The 21,625-nt window shown below is 69.5% G+C and carries 22 protein-coding genes, 1 tRNA gene, 1 pseudogene and 1 riboswitch; of the genes and pseudogenes, 15 read left to right on the top strand and 9 right to left on the bottom strand.

The genetic code is table 11. The features are described 5' to 3' along the window. The first annotated feature begins 216 nt into the window (after positions 1–216). The gene (locus ABT137_RS45770; RefSeq protein WP_351718751.1) at positions 217–738 is read left to right on the top strand and encodes a hypothetical protein; all 522 of its coding nucleotides are present in this window, start codon (positions 217–219) and stop codon (positions 736–738) included. Between the two features lie 15 nt (positions 739–753). Here ABT137_RS45770 and ABT137_RS45765 read toward each other — a convergent pair whose 3' ends face one another. Further along, positions 754–1,209 (bottom strand): type II toxin-antitoxin system PemK/MazF family toxin, encoded by a 456-nt coding sequence (locus tag ABT137_RS45765; RefSeq protein ID WP_351718749.1) that lies wholly within the window; start codon positions 1,207–1,209, stop codon positions 754–756. 237 nt (positions 1,210–1,446) lie between these two features. Between ABT137_RS45765 and ABT137_RS45760 the strand changes: the two genes are divergently transcribed. Beyond that, the gene (locus ABT137_RS45760) at positions 1,447–2,199 is read left to right on the top strand and encodes an MBL fold metallo-hydrolase (protein ID WP_351718746.1); all 753 of its coding nucleotides are present in this window, start codon (positions 1,447–1,449) and stop codon (positions 2,197–2,199) included. A 120-nt stretch (positions 2,200–2,319) separates the two neighbouring features. Here ABT137_RS45760 and ABT137_RS45755 read toward each other — a convergent pair whose 3' ends face one another. Both ABT137_RS45755 and ABT137_RS45750 read right to left on the bottom strand, forming a co-directional pair. Next, positions 2,320–3,567: a PTS transporter subunit EIIC gene (locus tag ABT137_RS45755; RefSeq protein WP_351718743.1), complete on the bottom strand. Its 1,248-nt coding sequence runs from the start codon at positions 3,565–3,567 to the stop codon at positions 2,320–2,322. Between the two features lie 132 nt (positions 3,568–3,699). Beyond that, on the bottom strand, positions 3,700–4,998 hold the full coding sequence (locus ABT137_RS45750; RefSeq protein WP_351718767.1) for a PTS transporter subunit EIIC: 1,299 nt from the start codon (positions 4,996–4,998) through the stop codon (positions 3,700–3,702). 201 nt (positions 4,999–5,199) lie between these two features. Here ABT137_RS45750 and ABT137_RS45745 point away from each other — a divergent pair, with 201 nt between their 5' ends. From ABT137_RS45745 to rdgB, 4 genes are all read left to right on the top strand, one after another. After that, the gene (locus ABT137_RS45745; RefSeq protein WP_089106674.1) at positions 5,200–5,433 is read left to right on the top strand and encodes a PTS sugar transporter subunit IIB; all 234 of its coding nucleotides are present in this window, start codon (positions 5,200–5,202) and stop codon (positions 5,431–5,433) included. Between the two features lie 78 nt (positions 5,434–5,511). Beyond that, positions 5,512–6,249: a ribonuclease PH gene (gene rph, locus ABT137_RS45740; RefSeq protein ID WP_351490935.1), complete on the top strand. Its 738-nt coding sequence runs from the start codon at positions 5,512–5,514 to the stop codon at positions 6,247–6,249. Between the two features lie 129 nt (positions 6,250–6,378). Then, a complete protein-coding gene (locus tag ABT137_RS45735; RefSeq protein WP_351718740.1) occupies positions 6,379–6,786 on the top strand; it encodes a hypothetical protein in 408 nt (135 codons plus the stop codon). Between the two features lie 33 nt (positions 6,787–6,819). Next, positions 6,820–7,425: an RdgB/HAM1 family non-canonical purine NTP pyrophosphatase gene (gene rdgB / locus ABT137_RS45730; protein WP_351718738.1), complete on the top strand. Its 606-nt coding sequence runs from the start codon at positions 6,820–6,822 to the stop codon at positions 7,423–7,425. A gap of 45 nt (positions 7,426–7,470) precedes the next feature. Here rdgB and ABT137_RS45725 read toward each other — a convergent pair. The 3 genes and pseudogenes from ABT137_RS45725 to bcp all read right to left on the bottom strand — a co-directional run bounded on the left by ABT137_RS45725 (position 7,471) and on the right by bcp (position 8,304). Beyond that, positions 7,471–7,555, bottom strand: a tRNA-Leu gene (locus ABT137_RS45725). A 17-nt stretch (positions 7,556–7,572) separates the two neighbouring features. After that, positions 7,573–7,803 (bottom strand): annotated as a pseudogene (locus tag ABT137_RS45720) (HNH endonuclease); the annotation flags it as partial. Positions 7,804–7,836: 33 nt separating this feature from the next. Beyond that, the gene (gene bcp / locus ABT137_RS45715; protein ID WP_351718735.1) at positions 7,837–8,304 is read right to left on the bottom strand and encodes a thioredoxin-dependent thiol peroxidase; all 468 of its coding nucleotides are present in this window, start codon (positions 8,302–8,304) and stop codon (positions 7,837–7,839) included. 104 nt (positions 8,305–8,408) lie between these two features. Between bcp and ABT137_RS45710 the strand changes: the two genes are divergently transcribed. From ABT137_RS45710 to ABT137_RS45700, 3 genes are all read left to right on the top strand, one after another. After that, positions 8,409–8,741, top strand: a complete 333-nt coding sequence (locus tag ABT137_RS45710) for a DUF3618 domain-containing protein (RefSeq protein WP_351718733.1) — start codon at positions 8,409–8,411, stop codon at positions 8,739–8,741. 24 nt (positions 8,742–8,765) lie between these two features. After that, positions 8,766–9,122, top strand: coding sequence for a GroES family chaperonin (locus tag ABT137_RS45705; protein WP_046730549.1), 357 nt, complete (start codon positions 8,766–8,768; stop codon positions 9,120–9,122). Between the two features lie 60 nt (positions 9,123–9,182). Beyond that, positions 9,183–9,251, top strand: a riboswitch (guanidine-III (ykkC-III) riboswitch). Between the two features lie 34 nt (positions 9,252–9,285). Next, a complete protein-coding gene (locus ABT137_RS45700) occupies positions 9,286–9,606 on the top strand; it encodes a DMT family transporter (protein ID WP_351718732.1) in 321 nt (106 codons plus the stop codon). Here ABT137_RS45700 and ABT137_RS45695 read toward each other — a convergent pair. Next, on the bottom strand, positions 9,600–12,464 hold the full coding sequence (locus tag ABT137_RS45695; RefSeq protein ID WP_502984680.1) for a transglycosylase domain-containing protein: 2,865 nt from the start codon (positions 12,462–12,464) through the stop codon (positions 9,600–9,602). The two genes, ABT137_RS45700 and ABT137_RS45695, sit on opposite strands and share 7 nt — an antisense overlap. 222 nt (positions 12,465–12,686) lie before the next feature. On the opposite strand from ABT137_RS45695, the gene ABT137_RS45690 reads away from it, so the two are divergent. The 6 genes from ABT137_RS45690 to ABT137_RS45665 all read left to right on the top strand — a co-directional run bounded on the left by ABT137_RS45690 (position 12,687) and on the right by ABT137_RS45665 (position 19,328). Further along, positions 12,687–13,472, top strand: a complete 786-nt coding sequence (locus tag ABT137_RS45690) for an ABC transporter permease (protein ID WP_351718761.1) — start codon at positions 12,687–12,689, stop codon at positions 13,470–13,472. Between the two features lie 109 nt (positions 13,473–13,581). After that, positions 13,582–14,346 carry an ABC transporter permease gene (locus ABT137_RS45685; protein WP_351718758.1) on the top strand — a complete coding sequence of 255 codons (765 nt, stop codon included), beginning with the start codon at positions 13,582–13,584 and terminating at the stop codon, positions 14,344–14,346. Positions 14,347–14,377: 31 nt separating this feature from the next. Next, positions 14,378–15,421 (top strand): ABC transporter ATP-binding protein, encoded by a 1,044-nt coding sequence (locus tag ABT137_RS45680; RefSeq protein ID WP_351718730.1) that lies wholly within the window; start codon positions 14,378–14,380, stop codon positions 15,419–15,421. 42 nt (positions 15,422–15,463) lie between these two features. Next, on the top strand, positions 15,464–16,237 hold the full coding sequence (locus ABT137_RS45675) for a DUF1707 SHOCT-like domain-containing protein (protein WP_351718728.1): 774 nt from the start codon (positions 15,464–15,466) through the stop codon (positions 16,235–16,237). A gap of 203 nt (positions 16,238–16,440) precedes the next feature. After that, the gene (locus ABT137_RS45670) at positions 16,441–17,760 is read left to right on the top strand and encodes a DUF445 domain-containing protein (RefSeq protein ID WP_351718725.1); all 1,320 of its coding nucleotides are present in this window, start codon (positions 16,441–16,443) and stop codon (positions 17,758–17,760) included. Between the two features lie 80 nt (positions 17,761–17,840). Then, the gene (locus ABT137_RS45665) at positions 17,841–19,328 is read left to right on the top strand and encodes an MFS transporter (RefSeq protein ID WP_351718722.1); all 1,488 of its coding nucleotides are present in this window, start codon (positions 17,841–17,843) and stop codon (positions 19,326–19,328) included. 18 nt (positions 19,329–19,346) lie between these two features. On the opposite strand, the gene ABT137_RS45660 is transcribed toward ABT137_RS45665, so the two are convergent. Beyond that, complete coding sequence (locus ABT137_RS45660) at positions 19,347–19,724, bottom strand: cytochrome C oxidase subunit I (protein ID WP_351718719.1); 378 nt, start codon at positions 19,722–19,724, stop codon at positions 19,347–19,349. Continuing rightward, positions 19,721–21,415 (bottom strand): aa3-type cytochrome oxidase subunit I, encoded by a 1,695-nt coding sequence (ctaD, locus tag ABT137_RS45655; RefSeq protein WP_351718716.1) that lies wholly within the window; start codon positions 21,413–21,415, stop codon positions 19,721–19,723. Before ctaD ends, ABT137_RS45660 begins: the two co-directional genes overlap by 4 nt. Positions 21,416–21,625 lie beyond the last annotated feature (210 nt).

Here is a 21,625-nt window from a genome sequence, read left to right as displayed (position 1 = left end):
GGGCTCGACCGTCACCCTGAAGTTCAGCGGTGTCGAGGACTCCTCGCTCCAGACCAGCTTCGTCGTCGACGACACCGCCGTCACGACCGGCTGACCCCGCCCGTGAACTGACCGGATCCCGCGCCCGGAAGCCGTCCGGGTGCGGGATCCGTATGAGCGGCGGATACGTCATATCGGCACCAAGGGTCCGTACCCCGACGGAAAGGCGGACACCCCATGCGCCGTACGACGTTCCACCGCGCGTCGCTCGCCGCGGCGAGCCTGCTCCTGCTGGCGGGCTGCGGCTCGCAGGGCGGGAGCGAGAACAACGGCGACAAGGGCAGCGGCGCGGTGTCCCCGACACCGACGACGACACCGACACCGACACCGACACCGACATCGACTCCGAGTCCCAGTGGCTCCGCCGCCGGCTGCACGCCCCTGACCTCCGAGCTCACCGCCGCCGACAGCGGCCGCATCTTCTGCCTGGCCCGGGACGGGGCCTTCCGGGTCACCCTGACCGGCTCCGAGCAGCGCCCCTGGAAGAAGATCGCCGTGGCCGGGGACACGGCCTCCCTCAAGGAGATCAACTACGGGATCATGCTCCGCGGCAGCGACGCCGGTTCCGCCTACCAGGCGATGGCCCCCGGCACCGTCACCCTCTCCTCCACCCGCCCCCTGTGCGCCCAGCCCACCGCGCCCGGCGGGGTCTCCTGCAAGGGGATCCAGGAGTGGAAGGTCACCGTGCAGGTGAGCTGAGCCCGCCCGCGCGTCCTACGCGAGGTGCCGCACCTGGTCCCACAGCACCGGGTCGACCACGCCCACCCGGCGCCGGAACTCCCACACCGCGATCTCGCGCAGCTCGTCCGTCTCCAGGAAGCTCGGCCGGCCCTGGGCGTCCCCGACCGAGCCCGGCGGCAGCGGGATCACCCCGGCGCGCTCGTCGTGGTACTTGCTGGTGATCTTCGCGATCGTCGCCCGGTTGCCGTGCACGGCCAGCACCAGGCAGGGCCGGTCCTTGGCGCCGGGACCGTCCTCGTAGGGCACGTTGGCCCACCAGATGTCCCCCGGATGGGGCCGTCCGGCCGGCGCGCGCGTGTCGCGCGGGTGCCCCGGTGGGCGGGTGCGGTGCCCGCGCGGGCGGTGGCCTCTGCCCCAGCCGTCGACGAGCGTGGCGACCAGCGCCAGCAGGACGACTGCCGCGAGCGCGAGCCACCATGACGTGTCCATACGACGACGTTACCGGCGCGAGATAATCGACGCGCGCCCTTACGTGATCCTCATGCGCCCCCGGTCCAGCCGAACCGGTGACACCACAGGTGAGTTCGCCCACAACGGCCCCTGGCGGAGGAGCGACCGGCTCTTTTGCGCCTTACGCTCGACAAACCGCACGACCCTCGTCATGCCCTTTTTCCCGACTCCAGTTCCCAGCGCATCTGGGTTTCCGCCAACGGAGGTTTCTGCTTCATGAAGCTCACCGTCGTCGGCTGCTCGGGGTCGTTCCCGTCCGCGGAATCGGCCTGCTCGAGCTACCTCCTTGAGGCCGACGGCTTCCGGCTGCTCCTCGACATGGGCAACGGCGCCCTGGGCGAGCTGCAGCGCCACTGCGGTCTCTACGACCTCGACGCGATCTTCCTGAGCCATCTGCACGCCGACCACTGCATCGACATGTGCGCCTACTTCGTGGCGCGCTACTACCGCCACGACGGCGGCCCGTGCCCGCCGATCCCGGTCTACGGCCCCGAGGGCACCGAGCACCGCCTCACCACCGCCTACGCCGACACCCCCACCGCCTCCTCGATGAGCGAGGTCTTCGACTTCCACACGGTCAAGCCGTCCACGTTCGACATCGGCCCCTTCACGGTCCACACCGAGCGGGTCCGGCATCCCGTGGAGGCGTACGGCATCCGCGTCGAGCACGCCGGGAAGTCCCTGACGTACTCCGGCGACACCGGCGTCACCCCGGCGCTGGAGGACCTGGCCCGGGACACCGACCTGTTCCTGTGCGAGGCCGCCTTCACGCACGGCAAGGAGAACATCCCGGACCTGCATCTCAACGGCCGCGAGGCCGGCGAGACCGCGGCCCGCGCCGCCGCCCGCCGCCTGGTCCTCACCCACATCCCGCCGTGGACCGACCCCGCCGTCAACCTCGCCGACGCCCGCGAGGTCTTCGACGGCCCGGTGGATCTCGCGGCACCGCGGGCGACGTACGAGATCTGACGCGCGTACGGCGTTAGGGCCGTACGACGAGAAGACGGCCGTACGACGAGAAGGCGCCCGTACCACGAGAAGGCCCCCGCCGTGGCGGGGGCCTTCGTCATGTGCGCTGCCGGAGGGGACTCACGCCTTTGTGAGGTCCTCGACCTCCTCCTCGGGCTCGCGGCCCGGGGTGGGGAGGTTGAAGCGGATGATGGCGAAGCGGAAGACGAAGTAGTAGATCGCCGCGAACACCAGGCCGATCGGGATGATCAGCCAGGGCTTGGTCGCCAGGTTCCAGTTGAGTATGTAGTCGATGGCACCCGCGGAGAAGGTGAAGCCCGCGTGCACCCCGAGCGCCCAGGTGATCGCCATGGACAGGGCGGTGAGCACCGCGTGGATCGCGTACAGCAGCGGCGCGATGAACATGAACGTGAACTCGATCGGCTCGGTCACACCGGTCACGAAGGAGGTCAGCGCCATCGACAGCATCATGCCCATCACGGCCGCGCGGCGCTCCGGGCGGGCGGTGTGCGCGATGGCGAGGGCGGCGGCCGGGAGGCCGAACATCATGATGGGGAAGAAGCCGGACATGAACTGACCGGCCGTCGGGTCACCGGCGAAGAAGCGGGTGAGGTCACCGTGGACGATCGTGCCGGACGCGGTCTTGTAGTCGCCGATCTGGAACCACGAGACGGTGTTCACGAACTGGTGCATGCCGACCGGGATCAGCGCACGGTTGATCAGGCCGAACAGACCGGCACCGAGGGCACCCAGGCCCGTGATCCACTCACCGAAGTTGGAGATGCCCTCGCCGATCGGCTTCCAGACCAGACCGAAGAAGACGCCCATGACCGTGCCGACGAAGGCCATGATGATCGGGACGAGCCGGCGGCCGTTGAAGAAGCCGAGCCAGTCCACCAGCTTGGTCCGATGGAACCGCTGCCAGACCACCGCGCCCAGCAGACCCATCACCAGGCCGCCGAGCACACCGGGGTTGTTGTAGGTCGCGGGGACGTCCGCGCCCTTCAGGATCTGCGCGTCGGTGACGGGGAACGCGGTGAGCACGTTCTTGTAGACCAGGAAGCCGACCAGGGCGGCCAGCGCGGTGGAGCCGTCCGCCTTCTTGGCGAAGCCGATCGCGACGCCGATGCAGAAGAGCATCGGGAGGTTGTCGAAGATCGCGCCGCCCGCCGTGGCGAAGACCGAGGTGACCTTGTCGGGCAGGTGCAGCTTGTCGTGGATGTCCTGCTGGCCGAAGCGGAGCAGCAGGCCGGCCGCCGGCAGGACGGCGATGGGGAGCTGAAGGCTGCGGCCGATCTTCTGCAGGCCCTGGAAAAGACCGGATCCCCACTTCTTTGTGGGGGCCGCCGTCGCGGTGGCGGTTGTCATACTTCCTCCATCGGTGGTGGTCTACACCACTCAGTGGTGTAGACCTGTTGTACACGATGGGGGCGTTATAAGGAACCCGTCAATTCCGCAACCGGAGCACTACGCGGCGTATGCCATTCGGCCACACCCTGCTCAAGCCTCCGTGACGTCCTCCACCTCGTCCTCCGGCTCCCTTCCCGGGGTCTTCAGATCGAACCGCGTGATCGCGAACCGGAAGATCACGTAGTAGACCGCCGCGAAGCACAACCCGATCGGAACGATCGCCCAAGGCCGCGTCGCCAGCTTCCAGTTGATGACGTAGTCGATGAGCCCCGCCGAGAAACTGAACCCGTCGTGCACCCCCAGCCCCCACGTCACCGCCATCGACACCCCCGTCAGCACCGCGTGCACCCCGTACAACAACGGCGCGACGAACATGAACGAGTACTCGATCGGCTCCGTGATGCCCGTCACGAACGACGTCAGCGCCACCGACAGCATCAGACCGCCGATCTCCTTGCGCCGATGCGGCCTCGCACAGTGCGTGATCGCCAGCGCGGCGGCCGGCAGCGCGAACATCATGATCGGGAAGAACCCCGACGTGAACTGACCCGCGCTCGGATCACCCGCCAGGAACATGTTGATGTCACCGTGCACCGTCTGCCCGGAGGGCGTGGTGTAACTGCCGAACTGGAACCAGATGGGCACGTTCAGGAACTGGTGCAGCCCCACCACCAGCAACGCCCGGTTCGCAAGCCCGAACACCCCCGCACCCCACGCCCCCGCCTCCCGCAACCAGTGACTGAAACTCTCCAGACCGCCACCGATCGGCGGCCAGACCCACAGGCACAACGCGGCGAACGCAATGGCCACGAACGACATGATGATCGGGACCAGCCGCCGCCCGTTGAAGAACCCCAGCCAGTCCACCAGCCTCGTCCGGTGGTACCGCGCCCAGAAGAACGCCGTCAGCAACCCCAGCGCGATCCCCCCGAACACCCCCGGATTCTGGAACGTGAACGTCGACACCGACCCGTCCCGCACCTGGCACCCGATCCCCGGCAACGTCCTCGACCCGCCCGGACAGTCCTCCGGGAACTGGTGCAGCACCCCGTAATAGACGAGAAAGCCCGCCACCGCCGCCAGCGCCGTCGAACCGTCCGCCTTCCGCGCCATCCCGATCGCGACCCCCACACAGAACAGCAACGGCAACCCGACCGAACCGTCCAGCAGCGCCCCGCCCGCCCCCTTCATCACCCTGGAGACCGCCGACCAGCCCAGCCCCTGCTCACCGAACACATCGGGCTGACCCAGCCGGTTCAGGATCCCCGCGGCCGGCAGCACCGCGATCGGCAGCTGAAGACTGCGGCCCATCTTCTGCAGCCCCTGGAAGAGGGCGTTCCACCGTTCCCGCGCGGGACCGACCGCACGGTCGGCGCTCTCGGCACTCATGGACACGACCTCCGGGCCGCTCGACTGCACCGCGGGGTCACCGTCGGGGTTTGTCGACCGCCCACCAGCTGGTGTAGACCAGTCGACAGACGGTTCCGCCGCGCTGCTCGCCATCATTCGGCACACGCGGTACGACCGCTCGCAAAGATGGGCCAACTGTGGGTTACTGCGACAAAGCGGTTCGGATCAGGGAGAAAGAACATGGCCAGCAAGGCTGAGAAGATCGTCGCCGGCCTCGGCGGAATCGAGAACATCGACGAGATCGAAGGCTGCATCACCCGGCTGCGCACCGAGGTCCACGACGCCTCGCTGGTCGACGATGCCGCCCTCAAGGCCGCCGGCGCCCACGGCGTCGTCAAGATGGGCACCGCCATCCAGGTCGTCATCGGCACCGACGCCGACCCGATCGCCGCGGAGATCGAAGACATGATGTGAGCCCACGGGCGCACCGGAAAAGGGGCTCTTCCCACCTTGGGAAGAGCCCCTTCGCACGCTCCGGATAGGCTCGTCACCATGTCTCGAATCGACGGCCGCACCCCCGAACAACTCCGCCCGGTCACCATCGAACGCGGCTGGAGCAAGCACGCCGAGGGCTCCGTCCTCGTCTCCTTCGGCGACACCAAGGTCTTCTGCACCGCCTCCGTCACCGAAGGCGTCCCCCGCTGGCGCAAGGGCAGCGGCGAAGGCTGGGTCACCGCGGAATACGCCATGCTCCCCCGCGCCACCAACACCCGCGGCGACCGCGAGTCCGTCAAGGGCAAGATCGGCGGCCGCACCCACGAGATCTCCCGCCTCATCGGCCGCTCCCTGCGCGCCGTCATCGACTACAAGGCCCTCGGCGAGAACACCATCGTCCTCGACTGCGACGTCCTCCAGGCCGACGGCGGCACCCGCACCGCAGCCATCACCGGCGCCTACGTCGCCCTCGCCGACGCCGTCACCTGGGCCAGGGAACGCAAGCTCATCAAAGCCGGCCGCCAGCCCCTCACCGGCACCGTCTCCGCCGTCTCGGTAGGCATCGTCGGCGGAGTGCCGCTGTTGGACCTCTGCTACGAGGAAGACGTCAAGGCCGAGACCGACATGAACGTCGTCTGCACCGGCGACGGCCGCTTCGTCGAGGTCCAGGGCACCGCCGAGGCCGAACCCTTCGCCCGCGACGAACTCAACGCCCTCCTCGACCTCGCCGTCGCCGGCTGCACCGACCTGGCCACGATCCAGCAGGCGGCGCTCGAAGAGGCACTCAAGAAGTAAAAGGGAAGGAAAAAGACGAGGTAAGGCGGGGGCAACCCCGGCGGCCGACCCCGCGTCCCTATGCATACGGGCGCACGGCACGTACAACCGTGCGCCCGGCCAGCCATACCACGGGGAGGGAACACCACCATGGCCGCCAGCCGACGCCGAGAACGCCGTCACGTCACCGCCATCGCCGCCGTAGCCGCGACCACCGCACTCACCACCGCCCTCCTCACCGGCTGCGACTCCGTCAACACGGCACTGGACTGCGTCCGCACCGCCGACTCCATCGCCGACAGCGTCACCGCCCTCCAACAGGCCGTGGAGAACGCCGCGAACGACCCCACCCAGACCGACGCCTCCCTCGACTCCATCCAGCAGAACCTCAAGAAGATCGGCGACCAGACCGACGACGCCGACGTCAACAAGGCCGTCGACCACCTCCAGCAGGCCGTGGACAACGTCCGCACAGCCGTAAAGAACGGCGACTCCACCCCCGACGTCACCCCCGTCACCGACGCGGCCGGCGAACTGACCAAGGTCTGCACCCCGTAAGGCGCCGCTCCGCCCCTTGCGATACTGCTGGCCATGACGACCCGCCTGATCCTCGCCACCCGCAACACCGGCAAAATCACCGAACTCCGCGCCATCCTCGCCGAAGCGGGCCTGCCCCACGACCTCGTCGGGGCCGAGGAATACCCCGACATCCCCGACGTCAAGGAAACAGGCGTCACCTTCGCCGAGAACGCCCTCCTCAAGGCCCACGCCCTCGCCCAGGCCACAGGCCTCCCGGCCGTCGCCGACGACTCCGGCCTCTGCGTCGACGTCCTCAACGGCGCCCCCGGCATCTTCTCCGCCCGCTGGGCCGGCCGCCACGGCGACGACAAGGCCAACCTGGACCTGCTGCTCGCCCAGCTCTCCGACATCGCCGAGGAACACCGCGGCGCCCACTTCGCCTGCGCGGCGGCCCTGGCCCTGCCGGACGGCACGGAGCGCGTGGTCGAGGGCCAGTTGCGGGGTGTGCTCCGGCACGCACCGACGGGCACCAACGGCTTCGGCTACGACCCCATCCTCCAGCCGGAGGGCGAGACACGGACGTGCGCCGAGCTGAGCCCCGAGGAGAAGAACGCGATCAGCCACCGGGGGAAGGCGTTCCGGGCGCTGGTGCCGGTGGTGCGGGAGCTGTTGGGCTGAGACACGGCAGGGGGCCGCCTGGACGGGCGGCCCCTCTTGCCTGGGTGCGGCCGGTGGGACTCGAACCCACACGGGATTTCTCCCACGGGCACCTAAAACCCGCGCGTATCGCCTATTTCGCCACGACCGCCCCAAAACGGACATTTGTTAGAGCTGCCGTTTTGCTCCGCCCAGTGTACGGGGCGACGCCTTGCGCCGTGCGCCTCCCCGGCACCAGGTGCTCGTCGCGGAATGGCAGTTGGGGCACGGCAATCGCAGGTTTTCCCTCCGGTCGTCGGTCCAGTCCCCGTCGATGTGGTCGACCTCTTTCGTCGAAGCCGGGACAGCCACGCACGGAAGCCGGAAAAGAGGAAACGGCCCGCACCAGGTCACCCCGGTGCAAGCCGTCGGCGTCGGTGGATCAGGTGGTCCTCAGATGCCCAGATCCTTGATGATCTTGGCCACGTGGCCGGTGGCGCGGACGTTGTAGAGGGCGCGTTCGACCTTGCCCTGTTCGTCGACGATGACCGTGGAGCGGATGACGCCCATGTAGGTCTTGCCGTAGTTCATTTTCTCGCCGTAGGCGCCGTACGCGTCGAGGACCTTCTTGTCGGGGTCGGCGAGGAGGGTGACCTTGAGGTTTTCCTTCTCGCGGAACTTGCCGAGTTTCTCCGGGGCGTCGGGGGAGATGCCGAGGACGTCGTAGCCGGCGTCGGCGAGGAGGGAGAGGTTGTCCGTGAAGTCGCAGGCCTGCTTCGTGCAGCCGGGGGTGAGGGCCGCGGGGTAGAAGTAGACGATGACCTTGCGGCCCTTGTGGGCGGAGAGGGACACCTCGTTGCCGTCGGCGTCGGGGAGGGTGAAGTCGGGGGCTACGTCCCCGGGCTGGAGTCGCTCGCTCATCGGTCTAGCGTAACGGGGGGTCCTGGCCATGCGGCGGCGGCGAGAGCTGACAGACTGTCCAGAACAGGCAGTACGGCAGTACGGCAGACTTCGGAGGGCCTACGGTGGCGGAGACGTCGGACACCAGAACCCCGGCGCAGATCGAGGCGGACATCAAGCGCCGCCGCGACGTGCTGGCCGAGACGCTGGACGAGATCGGGGTGCGGGTGCATCCGAAGACCATCGTCGGCGATGCGAAGGCCAAGGTGGCGGCCAACGTCGATCACACGCTCGGGAGGGCCTACGTCCAGGTCAACCGGGTCGTGAGCGAGGTGCGGGCCCAGTTCGTGGACGAAGAGGGTGCGCCGCGACTGGAGCGGGTGGTGCCGGTCGCCCTCGTCGCCGTGGGCGTGGTCGGGCTGCTGGTCTTCAGTGGTACCCGGCGGCGTAAGAGCTGATCAGAGGCAGGTAGGTTCACAGGCGTGAGCGCCAAGAGAGACGAGCAGAGCAGCCAGCACGACAAGCTGCCCATCCGGATGCTGCACGACCGGGTTCTGGTCAAGCAGGACACCGGGGAGGGTGAGCGGCGGTCGGGCGGGGGCATCCTGATCCCCGCCACGGCGGCCGTCGGGCGCCGGCTGGCCTGGGCCGAGGTGGTCGCGGTCGGGCAGAACGTGCGGACGGTGGAGCCCGGCGACCGGGTGCTGTACGACCCGGAGGACCGTGCCGAGGTCGAGGTGCGGGGGGTGGCGTACGTGCTGATGCGGGAGCGCGATCTGCACGCGGTGGCCGCCGACCGTTTCGAGGGCTCGGAGGACTCGACCGGCCTGTATCTCTGAGATTCAGAGGCTTGGAGGGGCCTGGTGACTGCGGTCACCAGGCCTCTTTGTTGTTTCTTTGCTATGTTCGAAGGAGCCAGCCCGACGAGACGCGCCGTACCGGGACCGTGAAGGCAAAGACGACGCACCCCGTGTTCGGTGAATCGTCTCGGAGGTGTCTGTCATGGCCTGGGTTCTGCTTGCCGTCGCCGGTCTGCTGGAGGTCGGGTGGTCCGTCGGCATGAAGTACACCGACGGGTTCACCCGGCTCGTGCCCAGTCTGCTCACCGGCGGCGGGATCGTCGCCAGCATGCTGCTGCTGTCCTACGCAGCGAAGACGCTCCCCATCGGTACCGCCTACGGCGTGTGGGTGGGGATCGGGGCGGCCGGGGCGGCGGTGTTCGGCATGGTCGTGCTCGGGGAGCCGGCCACCGCCGCCCGGATCTTCTTCGTGTGCCTGCTGCTGGTCGCCGTGGTCGGGCTCAAGGCGACCAGCGGTCACTGAACGAACCCGAACCCGCCTCCGTCGCCCGCTGTCGTGCCGGTACTGGTGCCGGTGTCGGTGCCCGCGGTCGTCGTCCCGGTACTGGTGCCGTCGGTCGTGGTCCCGGTGGAGGTCCCGGAGTCCGTTCCCGAGGTCGTCGTACCGGAGTCGGTGCCGGAGGTCGTCGTACCGGACGTGGTCGAGCCGTCGGTGGTGGAGCCGTCGGTCGTGCCGCCGTCGGTGGTGCCGGCGGTGGTGGAGCCGTCCGTCGTGCCGCCGTTGTCCTGGCCGCCGTCGGTGGTGCCGCCGTTGTCCTGGTTCTCGCCGGTGGTGCCGCCGTTGTCCTGGCCGCCGGTGCCCGGGGTGGCCGTGTTCTGGGTGGGCGGGGCCACGGTCTCGGCGCCGGCCTGGAGGTCCAGGTCGAAGTCGGAGGCCGTGGAGCCCTTCAGGGCGTCCTTGGTGTACTGCGCCCAGATCTCGGTCGGGGCCCCGCCGCCGTTGATGCGCTCCAGGCCGAGCGCGCCGTAGAGCGACTTGTGGGCGGCCGTGACCGGGTCCTGGCCCATCACGGAGACGACGGTGGAGAGGTCGGGGGTGTAGCCCGCGAACCAGGCGGCGGTGTCCTCCTCGGCGGTGCCGGTCTTGCCGGCCGCCGGGCGGCCCGCGGCCTGGGCGGCGGTGGCGGTGCCGTTGTCGACGACGCTCTGCAGGATGGAGGTGGTGGTGTCGGCGGCCTGCCGGCTGACGGCCTGCTTGGTCGTCGACTCCGGCAGTTTGATCTCCTGCGTGCCGTCCCGGGTGATCTTGTCGACCATCGTGTACGTGCCGTGCTTGCCGTGGTTGGCGAGCGTGGCGTACGCCTCCGCCATGTCGAGGACGCTGGCGGTGGCGGTGCCGAGGGCGATGGACGGGTACGGCTGGAGGTCCTTGGTGTCGGCGGGGATGCCCAGGCCGACGGCGGTCTGCTTGACCTTGGACGGGCCGACGTCGACGGCCATCTGCGCGTACACCGAGTTCACGGAGAGGTCGGTGGCCTTGCGGACGGTGATCTGGCCGTACGACTTCTCGTCCTCGTTCTCCGGTGCGTAGGAGCCGCCGGGCCAGCCCTGGACGGTGCGCTTGTTGGTGCCGTCGTAGTAGGTGTTCGGGGTGATGGTCTGCCCGGACTGGGTGGTGGAGCCGTTGTCGACGGCGGAGGCGAAGACGAAGGGCTTGAAGGTGGAGCCGACCTGGAAGTCACCGCGGGTCGCGCCGTTGGTGTACTGCTTCACGTAGTCGATGCCGCCGTACATGGCGACGACCTTGCCGGTCTTCGGGTCGACGGAGGCGCCACCGGCCCGCACGTAGTTGTCGACCTTGTTGTTCTTGCTCAGCTTGGACATCAGCTGGTCGTCGACCGCCTTGACGAAGGCGTTCTGCCGGTTCTTCTGCAGGGTGGTGGTGATGCGGTAGCCGCCGGCCTCCAGGGCGTCCGAGTCGACGATCTTGTTCTTGATCAGGTAGTCGTTGACCGCGTTGACGATGTAGCCGCGCTGGCCGGACATGCCGGTGGAGACGGTCTGCTCCTTGGGCATCGGGAACTTCATGCCGGCCCTCTTGGACTCGCTGAGCCAGCCCTTCTTGACCATGCCGTCGAGGACGTAGTTCCAGCGGGCGACCGCGGCCGCCTTGTTCTCGGGGTGGGCGACGACGTCGTACTCGCTGGGCGCGTTGACGAGCGCGGCGAGGTAGGCGGCGCGGGCCGGGTCGAGGTCGATGGCGTCCTTGCCGTAGTAGGCCTGGGCGGCGGCCTGGATGCCGTAGGCGTTGCGGCCGAAGTAGCTGGTGTTGAGGTAGCCCTCCAGGATCTGGGCCTTGGACTCGCTGCGGTCCAGCTTGATCGAGATGAAGAACTCCTTCACCTTGCGGGTGACGGTCTGCTCCTGGGCGAGGTAGTAGTTCTTCACGTACTGCTGGGTGATGGTCGAGCCGGACTGGGTGCCCTTGCCGGTCGCGGTGTTCCAGCCGGCGCGCAGCATCGCCTTGGGGTCGACGGCGGACTCGGTGTAGAAGTCGCGGTCCTCGGCGGCGAGCACGGCGTGCTGGGCGTCCACGGAGACCTGGGAAAGGTCCACGTTCTCCCGGTTGACCTCGCCGTCCCGGGCGAGCTGGGAGCCGTCGGCGTACAGGTACACGTTGGACTGCTTGGTGGCGAACGTGTTGGCCGCCGGGATCTTCACCATCGAGTAGCCGAGGAAGAACAGGCCGACCAGCAGCAGTACCCCGAGCACGAAGGTGCCGAGCACCATCCGCCAGGTCGGGATGATCCGCCGCCATCCGGTGCGCTTGGACCGCTTCATCTTCTTCCCGCCCCCCGTCGTCTGCACGCCGGCCGCGGGCGGCTCCGCGCCGGGCGGTGCCGCCCCGGGCGGCGTGACCGCGGTGAGTGCCTCCGCCGTGGGCGGCCTGACCGCGGTGAGCTGCCGTGTCTGCGTGTCCTGCCCGTCGTGCCCGTCCTGCGCGTTCTGCGTGCTCTGCCTGTCCTGCGTCGTGTCCTGTCTGTCCTGCGTGCTCTGCCTGTCCTCGGCCGCCGCGGGCGGTCGCGCCTTCGGCAGCCGGACCGCGGCGAGCTGCCGGGTCTGCGTGTCCTCGGCCGCCGGCCGCCGCTCCGCTCTCGCCTGCTCGGCCGCCGCGGGCGGTTCCGCGCCGGGCGGTTCCGTGCCGGACGGCTCCGCGCTGGGCGGCTCCGTCGTCCTCTTCTCGGCCGCCGCGGGCGGCTCCGGCTGCTTCGTCCCGGCGGTCGGCTGCGCCGGGGTCTTCTTCTCCTCGGCCGCAGCCGGAGGCTCCGTCGGGCCTCCGCCGCCCTGGTTCGGCTGTTGCGGCTGCGGCTCGTCGCTCATGTCGTGCACGGACTCCTGTTTCGCGTCGTACGTTCGTTCCCGTACGACCTCGTACGCTTCTGCGGCCCCCTGTTGAAGACTCTCGCACCGTGCGTTCCGTTCCCGGATTCCGGCACGCTTCGGTCACGGAAATTGCGTGGCCTGCGATGTCGTCGGCGCAGTAGGCTCCTGCGCTTCGGTGTCGGGCGGTCCGGGAGGTCGGTTGGCGTGGGCGCGGGACGGTTGTACACGGCCGTCGCGGCGGGGGGTTTCCGACGGTACGCGACGTATCGGGCGGCCACCGCCGCCGGGGTGTTCACCAACACGGCCTTCGGGATCATCCTCGTCTACACGTACTTGGCGCTGTGGGACGAGAAACCGCACCTCGGAGGCTATGACCAGGCACAGGCGGTGACCTATGTGTGGCTCGGGCAGTGCCTGTACGCGACGCTCGCGATCCAGGGCGGGGGCGTGGAAAAAGACCTGATGGAGCGTATCCGCACCGGCGCGATCGCGATTGACCTGTACCGTCCGGCCGATCTTCAAATGTGGTGGCTGGCGACCGATTTGGGCCGCTCGCTGTTCCAGATGCTGGGACGGGGTGTGATCCCCTTCCTGGTCGGCGCGGTGTTCTTCCCGATGGCGCTGCCTGCGGACGCCGGCACCTGGGCCGCCTTCCTGGTCGCGCTGCTGCTCGCGATGCTCGTCAGCTTCGGCATCCGCTACCTGGTCGCGCTGAGCGCGTTCTGGCTGATGGACGGGATGGGCGTCAACCAGGTGCTGATGATCACGGGGATCTTCTTCTCGGGCATGACCCTGCCGCTGAACGTCTTCCCGGGTGCCCTCGGCGAGGTCGTCCGCGTCCTGCCGTGGGCGGCGCAGATCCAGATGCCGGCGGACGTGCTGATGGGCGAGACCGGGGTGGCGGGGGCGTTCGCCTTCCAGGCCGGGTGGGCGGTGGCGCTGCTGGCGGCGGGCCGGCTGCTGCAGTCGGCGGCGACGCGACGGGTGGTGGTGCAGGGTGGCTGAGCGGGCTCCGGGCGGGTGGCGCGGGGCGGCTGAGCGAGCTCCGGGCGGGTGGCGTGGGGCGGGTGAGCGGGCCCGGGAGGGGCTGCGGGCGTACCGGCTGATCGCCGGGATGTGGATCCGCTCCACGATGATCTACCGCACGTCCTTCGCCATCACGATGGCCGGGAACCTGCTGGTGACCGGGCTGGACTTCGCCACGATCCTGCTGATGTTCTCGCAGGTCGACTCGCTCGGCGGCTGGTCGCTGCCGGAGGTCGCCTTCCTGTACGGCCTGTCGGCGACCGCGTTCGGCGTCGCCGACCTGGTGCTGGGCTCGATGGACGTGCTGGGCACCCGGATCCGCGACGGCTCCTTCGACACGCTGCTGGTCCGGCCGGCCCCGGTGCTGGCCCAGATCGGCGCGGACCACTTCGCGTTGCGCCGCCTCGGCCGGATCACCCAGGGCGTGGTGGTGCTGGGCTGGGCGCTGGTCTTCGCCGGCATCGACTGGACGCCGGCGAAGGTGCTGCTGATCCCGCTGATGCTGGCCGCCGGCGCGGCGATCTTCTGTGCGCTGTTCGTGGCGGGCGCGGCCTTCCAGTTCCTGGCGCAGGACGCGGCGGAGGTGCAGAACGCGTTCACGTACGGCGGTACGACGCTGCTCCAGTACCCGCCGACGGTGTTCGGGAAGGATTTCGTGCGCGGGGTGACGTTCATGCTGCCGCTGGCCTTCGTCAACTGGGTGCCGGCCGCGTATGTGCTGGGGCGGCCGTATCCGCTGCGGCTGCCGGTGTGGACGGCGTGGTCGTCGCCGCTGGTGGCGGTGGTGTGCTGCGTGCTGGCGGGGCTGGCATGGCGGGCCGGCCTCAGGGCGTATCGAAGTACGGGGAGTTGATCGGATGACCGGGGAGCAGGGAGCTGATCCGATGCCGGACGTGTCCAACGAGGTCGACGAGGCAGACGGGGTGGATGAGGCAGGCGGGGTGGACGAGGCAGACAGGGCCGACGAGGTGTTCATCGAGGTCGACGGGGTCGAGAAGGTCTTCGACGTCAGGAAGAAGACCGGCTTCCTGAAACGGGAACGCCGGCAGGTGCGGGCGGTCGACTCGCTCTCCTTCACGGTGGCGCGGGGCGAGATGGTCGGCTACATCGGCCCGAACGGCGCCGGGAAGTCGACCACGATCAAGATGCTGACGGGCATCCTCACCCCGAGCGGCGGCCGGCTCCGGGTGGCCGGCATCGACCCGTCCCGCGAACGCACCCGCCTGGCCCACCGCATCGGCGTGGTCTTCGGCCAGCGGACGACCCTCTGGTGGGACCTCCCCCTCATCGACTCCTACCGCCTGATGCACCGCATGTACCGCATCCCGGACGCCCGTTACGCCGAGAACCTGGACCGCCTGGTCGAACTCCTCTCCCTGGACTCCCTCCTGGACGTCCCGGTACGGCAGCTCTCCCTCGGCCAGCGGATGCGCGGCGACATCGTGGCGGCGCTCCTGCACGACCCGGACGTGCTGTACCTGGACGAGCCGACGATCGGCCTGGACGTCATCTCGAAGGCCAGGGTCCGCGACTTCCTCCGCGAACTGAACACCGAACGCGGCACCACGGTCCTGCTCACCACCCACGACCTCCAGGACATCGAGCAGCTGTGCTCCCGTGTGATGGTCATCGACCACGGACGGCTGGTGTACGACGGTGCGCTCTCCGGACTGCACGAGGCGGGGGAGAGCGAGCGCACCCTCGTGGTCGACCTGGAGCGGGAGCTCCCGCCGATCGACGCCGGCCCGGCGGCCCGGGTGGTGAAGGTGGAGGGTCCGAGGCAGTGGCTGGCGTTCCCGGCGTCGGAGTCGGCGGCGCCGTTGGTGGCGCGGATCGCGGCGGAGTACCCGTTGGCGGACCTGTCGGTCCGGGAGCCGGACATCGAGGCGGTGATCGCGAAGATGTACGCGGACCGGGCCACCGCATAGTTCCCGTAGTCCCCGGCGCCGCGAACTCGTAGTCTGCACTCTATGACCGACGATGCCCCGGAGTTGCGCGCCTCCGACGCCGATCGTGAACGAGTCGCCGAGATCCTTCGGGACGCCCTCGCCGAGGGGCGGCTCGACATGGAGGAGTTCGAGGAGCGGCTGGAGGCGACGTACCAGGCCCGTACGTACGGTGAGCTGACGCCGATCACCAGGGACCTGCCCTCGGCGGGCACGTCACCGGCGGTGTCGCTCAGCAAGCCCCCTGCGCCGAGCGGGAGTTGGGGAAGCCGGATCGTCGGGGGCGAGGGCTCCTCCTCCTGGGCGGTGGCCGTGATGTCCGGCTTCCAGCGCAAGGGCCGCTGGACGGTGCCGAGGCGCTTCAACTCCTTCGCGTTCTGGGGCGGCGGCGAGATCGACCTGCGCGAGGCGAACTTCGCGGACGGCGAGGTCGTGATCAACTGCATCGCGATCATGGGCGGGATGAGCGTGATCGTGCCGCCGGGCGTCGAGGTGGTGATGCGCGGCATCGGCATCATGGGCGGCTTCGACGAGCGCGAGCACGACATGTCGCCGGACCCGGGCGCCCCGAGGGTGGTGGTGACGGGCTTCGCGTTCTGGGGCGGGGTCGAGGTGGCCCACAAGGTGACGAAGGCGGAACGCCAGCGCCTCAAGGAGGAACGCCGCCAGGAGCAGCTCGACCGCAAGTCGTCCCGCCACGAACTCCACGCCGCCCGCCAGGAGTGGCACCACCAGCGCCGCGAGCACCGCGAAGAACGCCGCGAGGAGCGGGGACGGCGGAGGCACGGCGACTACTGAGGGAGGCGCTGGGGCAGCCGACCCAAAGGGGCGCTGGGGGAGAAGTGCGCGACGAGCCCCCACCGGCCCGCGGGTGCCCCCTGCCCGGTTCGGCACCGCCGGGTGGGAACTCTTGTTTCGGCCCGGGAGTAGGTCAGGTAGGGACAATGGGTGCGGTGCGGGATCGCCGTGAGGGTGGTGCCGGGTGCGAACGGGTGGAGCACATGGAGGAACGTACGGAAGCGGTGGACGGGGAGGCGGCTGCCCCGTCCTACAAGTCCATGAACGCGTTCACGCCCGCCGACGAGGAGCGCCAGCGCGGCGTACGGCGTATGAAGACCACGGCGACCGGCCTGCTGCTGCTCGTCGCCCTGGTGTACGTGCTGGCGAAGTGGGCGTCCGCCGCCGGCGCCGGCCCCTGGGCGGAGTACGTCGCCGCGGCCGCCGAGGCCGGCATGGTCGGCGCACTGGCCGACTGGTTCGCGGTGACCGCGCTGTTCCGCCACCCCCTCGGCCTGCCCATCCCGCACACCGCGATCATCCCGACGAAGAAGGACCAGCTGGGCGTCTCGCTCGGCGAGTTCGTCGGCGAGAACTTCCTCTCCCAGGACGTCGTACGGCAGCGGCTGCGCGCCGTGGGCATCGGCAGCCGCCTCGGCGCCTGGCTGGCCGAGCCGAAGAACGCCGACCGGGTGACGGCCGAGCTCGCGACGGCGCTCCGCGGCGCGCTCACCGTGCTGCGGGACTCCGACGTCCAGGCGGTCGTCGGCGAGGCGATCACGCGGCGGGCCGACGCCCAGGAGATCGCCCCGGGCATCGGCAAGATGCTGGAGCGGGTCGTCGCCGACGGCGGCCACAAGCGCGTCGTGGACCTCGTCGTCACCCGGGCGTACGACTGGCTGGTGCTGCACGGCGACTCCGTGATGGACGCCGTCCAGGGCGGCGCCCCCGGCTGGACCCCCCGGTTCGTCGACCGCCGCGTCGGCGAGCGCGTCTACAAGGAGCTGCTGCGCTTCTGCTCCGAGATGCGGGACATGCCCTCCCACCCGGCCCGCGGCGCCCTCGACCGCTTCCTCACGGACTTCGCGAACGACCTCCAGTCCGACACCGACACCCGGGCCCGCGTCGAGCGGCTCAAGGGCGAGGTCCTCGGCCGCGGCGAGGTGCAGGACCTGATCGCGTCCGCCTGGACGGCCGTACGATCCATGATCGTCTCGGCGGCCGAGGACGAGCGCAGCGAGCTGCGGCTGCGCGTCCGGGCCTCCCTGATCTCCCTGGGCGCCCGGATGGCCGAGGAACCCAAGGTCCAGGACAAGGTCGACAGCTGGGTCGAGGGCGCGGCCGTGCACGTCGTGTCGACGTACCGCAAGGAGATCACCTCCCTGATCACCGACACGGTGGCCGGCTGGGACGCCGAGCACACCACCCGGAAGATCGAGGCGCACATCGGCCGCGACCTGCAGTTCATCCGGATCAATGGCACGGTGGTGGGGTCGCTGGCCGGCGTGCTGATCTTCACGGTGTCGCGGGCCCTGGGCGCGTAAGGCGCCCGGAGCCGGGCACTCGGCCGCGGATTTCGGTACTTCTCCCGGCCGAGGAGGCGCGATGGGCGGTACGGCTACGGGTGTGGGCGCGGACGGGACCGGCCCGCGGCCGGACGATCACCACCCGTATCCCGGCCCGCCCGGACCGGCTCCCCTGGTCCCGCTGGCACTGGACGATCGTCATCGGCCTCGGCACCGTCTGGATCCTGGACGGCCTGGAGGTCACGGTCGTCGGCAACATCGCGAGCCGCCTCTCCGAACCGGGCAGCGGCCTCGCGATCTCCTCCTCCCAGGTCACCGGCACCGCCGCGGCCCTCTACGTGGCCGGCGCCTGCACCGGCGCCCTCTTCTGGGGCCGCCTGACCGACTGCCACGGCCGCAAGAAGCTCTTCATGATCACCCTGGCGGTCTACCTGGCCGCCACCGCCCTGACCTCGATCTCCTTCGCTCCCTGGTGGTTCTTCACCTTCCGCTTCCTGACCGGTTTCGGCATCGGCGGCGAGTACGCGGCGATCAACTCGGCGATCGACGAGCTGATCCCGGCGTACTACCGGGGCCGCGTCGACCTGATCATCAACGGCAGCTTCTGGGTGGGCGCGGTGGGCGGCGCGCTGCTCTCGATCGTCGCGCTGAACACGGACTTCCTGGCGAAGGACGTGGGCTGGCGCCTGACCTTCGCGCTGGGCGTCGTCCTCGGCCTGGTCATCCTGCTGGTACGGCGGAACGTCCCGGAGAGCCCGCGCTGGCTGCTGATCCACGGCAGGGAGCGGGAGGCGGAGGAGATCGTCTCCTCGATCGAGCGCCGGGTGGAGGCCGACAAGGGCGAGCCGCTCCCCGAACCGGCGGGCGAGCTGGTGATCCACCAGCGCTCCGGCGTCACCTTCGGCGAGATCGCCCGCACGGTCTTCCACGACTACCGGCGCCGGGCCGTCCTCGGTTTCTCCCTCTTCATCGGCCAGGCGTTCCTCTACAACGCGATCACCTTCGGGTTCGGCGCGATCCTCACGACGTTCTTCGACGTGCCGACGGGGGACACGGGCTACTACTTCGCGGTCATCGCGGTCGGCAACTTCCTCGGCCCGCTGCTCCTGGGCAAGCTCTTCGACACGGTGGGCAGGCGGGTGATGATCTCGTCGACGTACATCCTGTCCGGCCTGCTGCTCTTCCTCACGGCCTGGCTGTTCGGCCGGGGTGTGCTGACGGCGGGGACCCTGACGGCATGCTGGTGCGCGGTCCTCTTCTTCGCCTCGGCGGGAGCGTCCAGCGCCTACCTGACCGTCTCCGAGATCTTCCCGATGGAGACGCGGGCGATGTCCATCGCGTTCTTCTACGCCCTGGGCACGGCCGCCGGCGGCATCAGCGGCCCCCTGCTCTTCGCCGACCTCACGGGGACCGGGAAGGTGGCCGACACGGCGCTGGCGTTCCAGATCGGGGCGGGTCTGATGTGCGCGGCGGGGCTGGTGGCGGTGGCGTGCGCGGTGAACGCGGAGCGCCGGTCCCTGGAGGACATCGCGCGTCCGCTGACGGCTGTCGCGGAGGAGGGCGGGCCGGCGAAGGCGTCCGCGTAGGAAAGGACCCTCACCGGCTCACCGGCTCAACGCCACGGCCGTCACCGCCGTCGCCGCGAAGGCGACGCCCCCGCACACGGCCACCGCCCACCCCACGCAGCGCGCCCGCAGCCCCTGGTAGCGCCGCTCGTACTCGTCCCGCAGGGACACACACCGGGCGGCGATCCGTTCGAGGTCCTGCCGGGCGCGCCGCAGGCCGTCGTCGACGTAGTGGCGCTCGACCTCGTCGCGCTGGCCCGTGGTCAGCCAGTCCATGCGCCCGGTGAACTCCCGCGCCCGCTGCTCGGCCTCCACGACCCTGGCCCGCCACAGCAGGTATCCCTCCACCTCGTTGCCGAGGTCCCCGCCGGCTCCCGGCCGCGGTCCGCCGCCCACCCGGTGCCCCGGGTCGGTCATGAGTGGACGCCGTGGGCCTCGGCCTCGGCCAGGGCGATGTCGGGGTGGTGCAGGTCGAACGCCGGGGACTCGCTGCGGATCCGCGGCAGGGTGACGAAGTTGTGCCGCGGCGGCGGGCAGGAGGTCGCCCACTCCAGCGAACGGCCGTAGCCCCACGGGTCGTCGACGCCGACCGGCTTGCCGTACCTGGCGGTCTTCCACACGTTGTAGAGGAACGGCAGGATCGACAGGCCGAGCAGGAACGAACCGATCGACGAGACCGTGTTCAGGGCGGTGAAGCCGTCGCTCGCCAGGTAGTCGGCGTACCGGCGCGGCATGCCCTCGGCGCCCAGCCAGTGCTGGACCAGGAAGGTGCCGTGGAAGCCGATGAACAGCGTCCAGAAGGTGATCTTCCCGAGGCGCTCGTCGAGCATCTTGCCCGTCATCTTCGGCCACCAGAAGTGGAAGCCGGAGAACATCGCGAAGACGACCGTACCGAAGACCACGTAGTGGAAGTGGGCGACGACGAAGTACGAGTCGGAGACGTGGAAGTCCATCGGCGGCGAGGCCAGGATGACACCGGTCAGACCACCGAACAGGAACGTCACGAGGAAGCCCGTCGCCCACAGCATCGGGGTCTCGAAGGACACCGAGCCCTTCCACAGGGTGCCGATCCAGTTGAAGAACTTCACCCCGGTCGGGACCGCGATCAGGAAGGTCATGAACGCGAAGAAGGGGAGGAGTACGCCGCCGGTGACGTACATGTGGTGCGCCCACACCGTCACGGACAGACCGGCGATCGCGATGGTCGCCGCCACCAGGCCCATGTAGCCGAAGACCGGCTTGCGGGAGAAGACCGGGAACACCTCGGTCACGATGCCGAAGAACGGCAGCGCGATGATGTACACCTCCGGATGGCCGAAGAACCAGAAGAGGTGCTGCCAGAGCAGTGCTCCGCCGTTCGCCGCGTCGAACACGTGGGCGCCGAACTTGCGGTCCGCCTCCAGGGCGAACAGCGCGGCCGCGAGGACCGGGAAGGCGAAAAGGACCAGGGTCGCGGTCAGCAGCACGTTCCAGGTGAAGATCGGCATCCGGAACATGGTCATGCCCGGGGCCCGCATGCAGATGATCGTGGTGATGAAGTTGACCGCGCCGAGGATGGTGCCGAAGCCGGAGAAGGCCAGCCCCATGATCCACAGGTCGGAGCCGAGGCCCGGCGAGCGGATCGCGTCCGACAGCGGCGAGTAGGCGAACCAGCCGAAGTCCGCGGCTCCCTGCGGGGTGAGGAAGCCGCCGACCGCGATGGTCGAGCCGAACAGGTAGAGCCAGTAGGCGAACATGTTCAGCCGCGGGAACGCGACGTCCGGCGCGCCGATCTGGAGCGGCATGATCCAGTTCGTGAAGCCGGCGAACAGCGGCGTCGCGAACATCAGCAGCATCACCGTGCCGTGCATCGTGAACGCCTGGTTGAACTGCTCGTTCGAGATGATCTGCAGACCCGGCCGGGCGAGCTCGGCGCGCATCAGCAGCGCCATCACGCCGCCCATCAGGAAGAACGCGAACGACGTGATCAGATACAGCGTGCCGATCGTCTTGTGGTCGGTGGTGGTCATCCACTTCACCACGACGTTGCCGGGCTGCCGGCCCCGCAGCGGCACCTCGCTGTCGTAATGGGGGACGGCCGAGGGCTCGGGCTCGTTGAGAACGGTCACCGGTGTGTGTCTCCAGACGCTCGCGGTTCACCCGCACCATGGCGAGCATGGCGACCATGGCGTGATCCTCCGGCCATCCTGGCGGCTCGGGGCCTGGAGAGAAGGCCCTGAGCCGCCCGCATACGGCCGAACGGGCGGCCAGGACCCACGGGTGGAGCAAGCCGGGCGCGTCCGGCCGCGCCCCGAAGGGCGCTGGGGGTACCTCCGGCC

This window comes from Streptomyces sp. NPDC001980 (assembly GCF_040296885.1).
In the GTDB taxonomy this organism is placed as follows: Bacteria; Actinomycetota; Actinomycetes; order Streptomycetales; family Streptomycetaceae; genus Streptomyces.
Note: the sequence above shows the minus strand (reverse complement) of the source record. Positions and strands in the feature narration are given on the sequence as shown.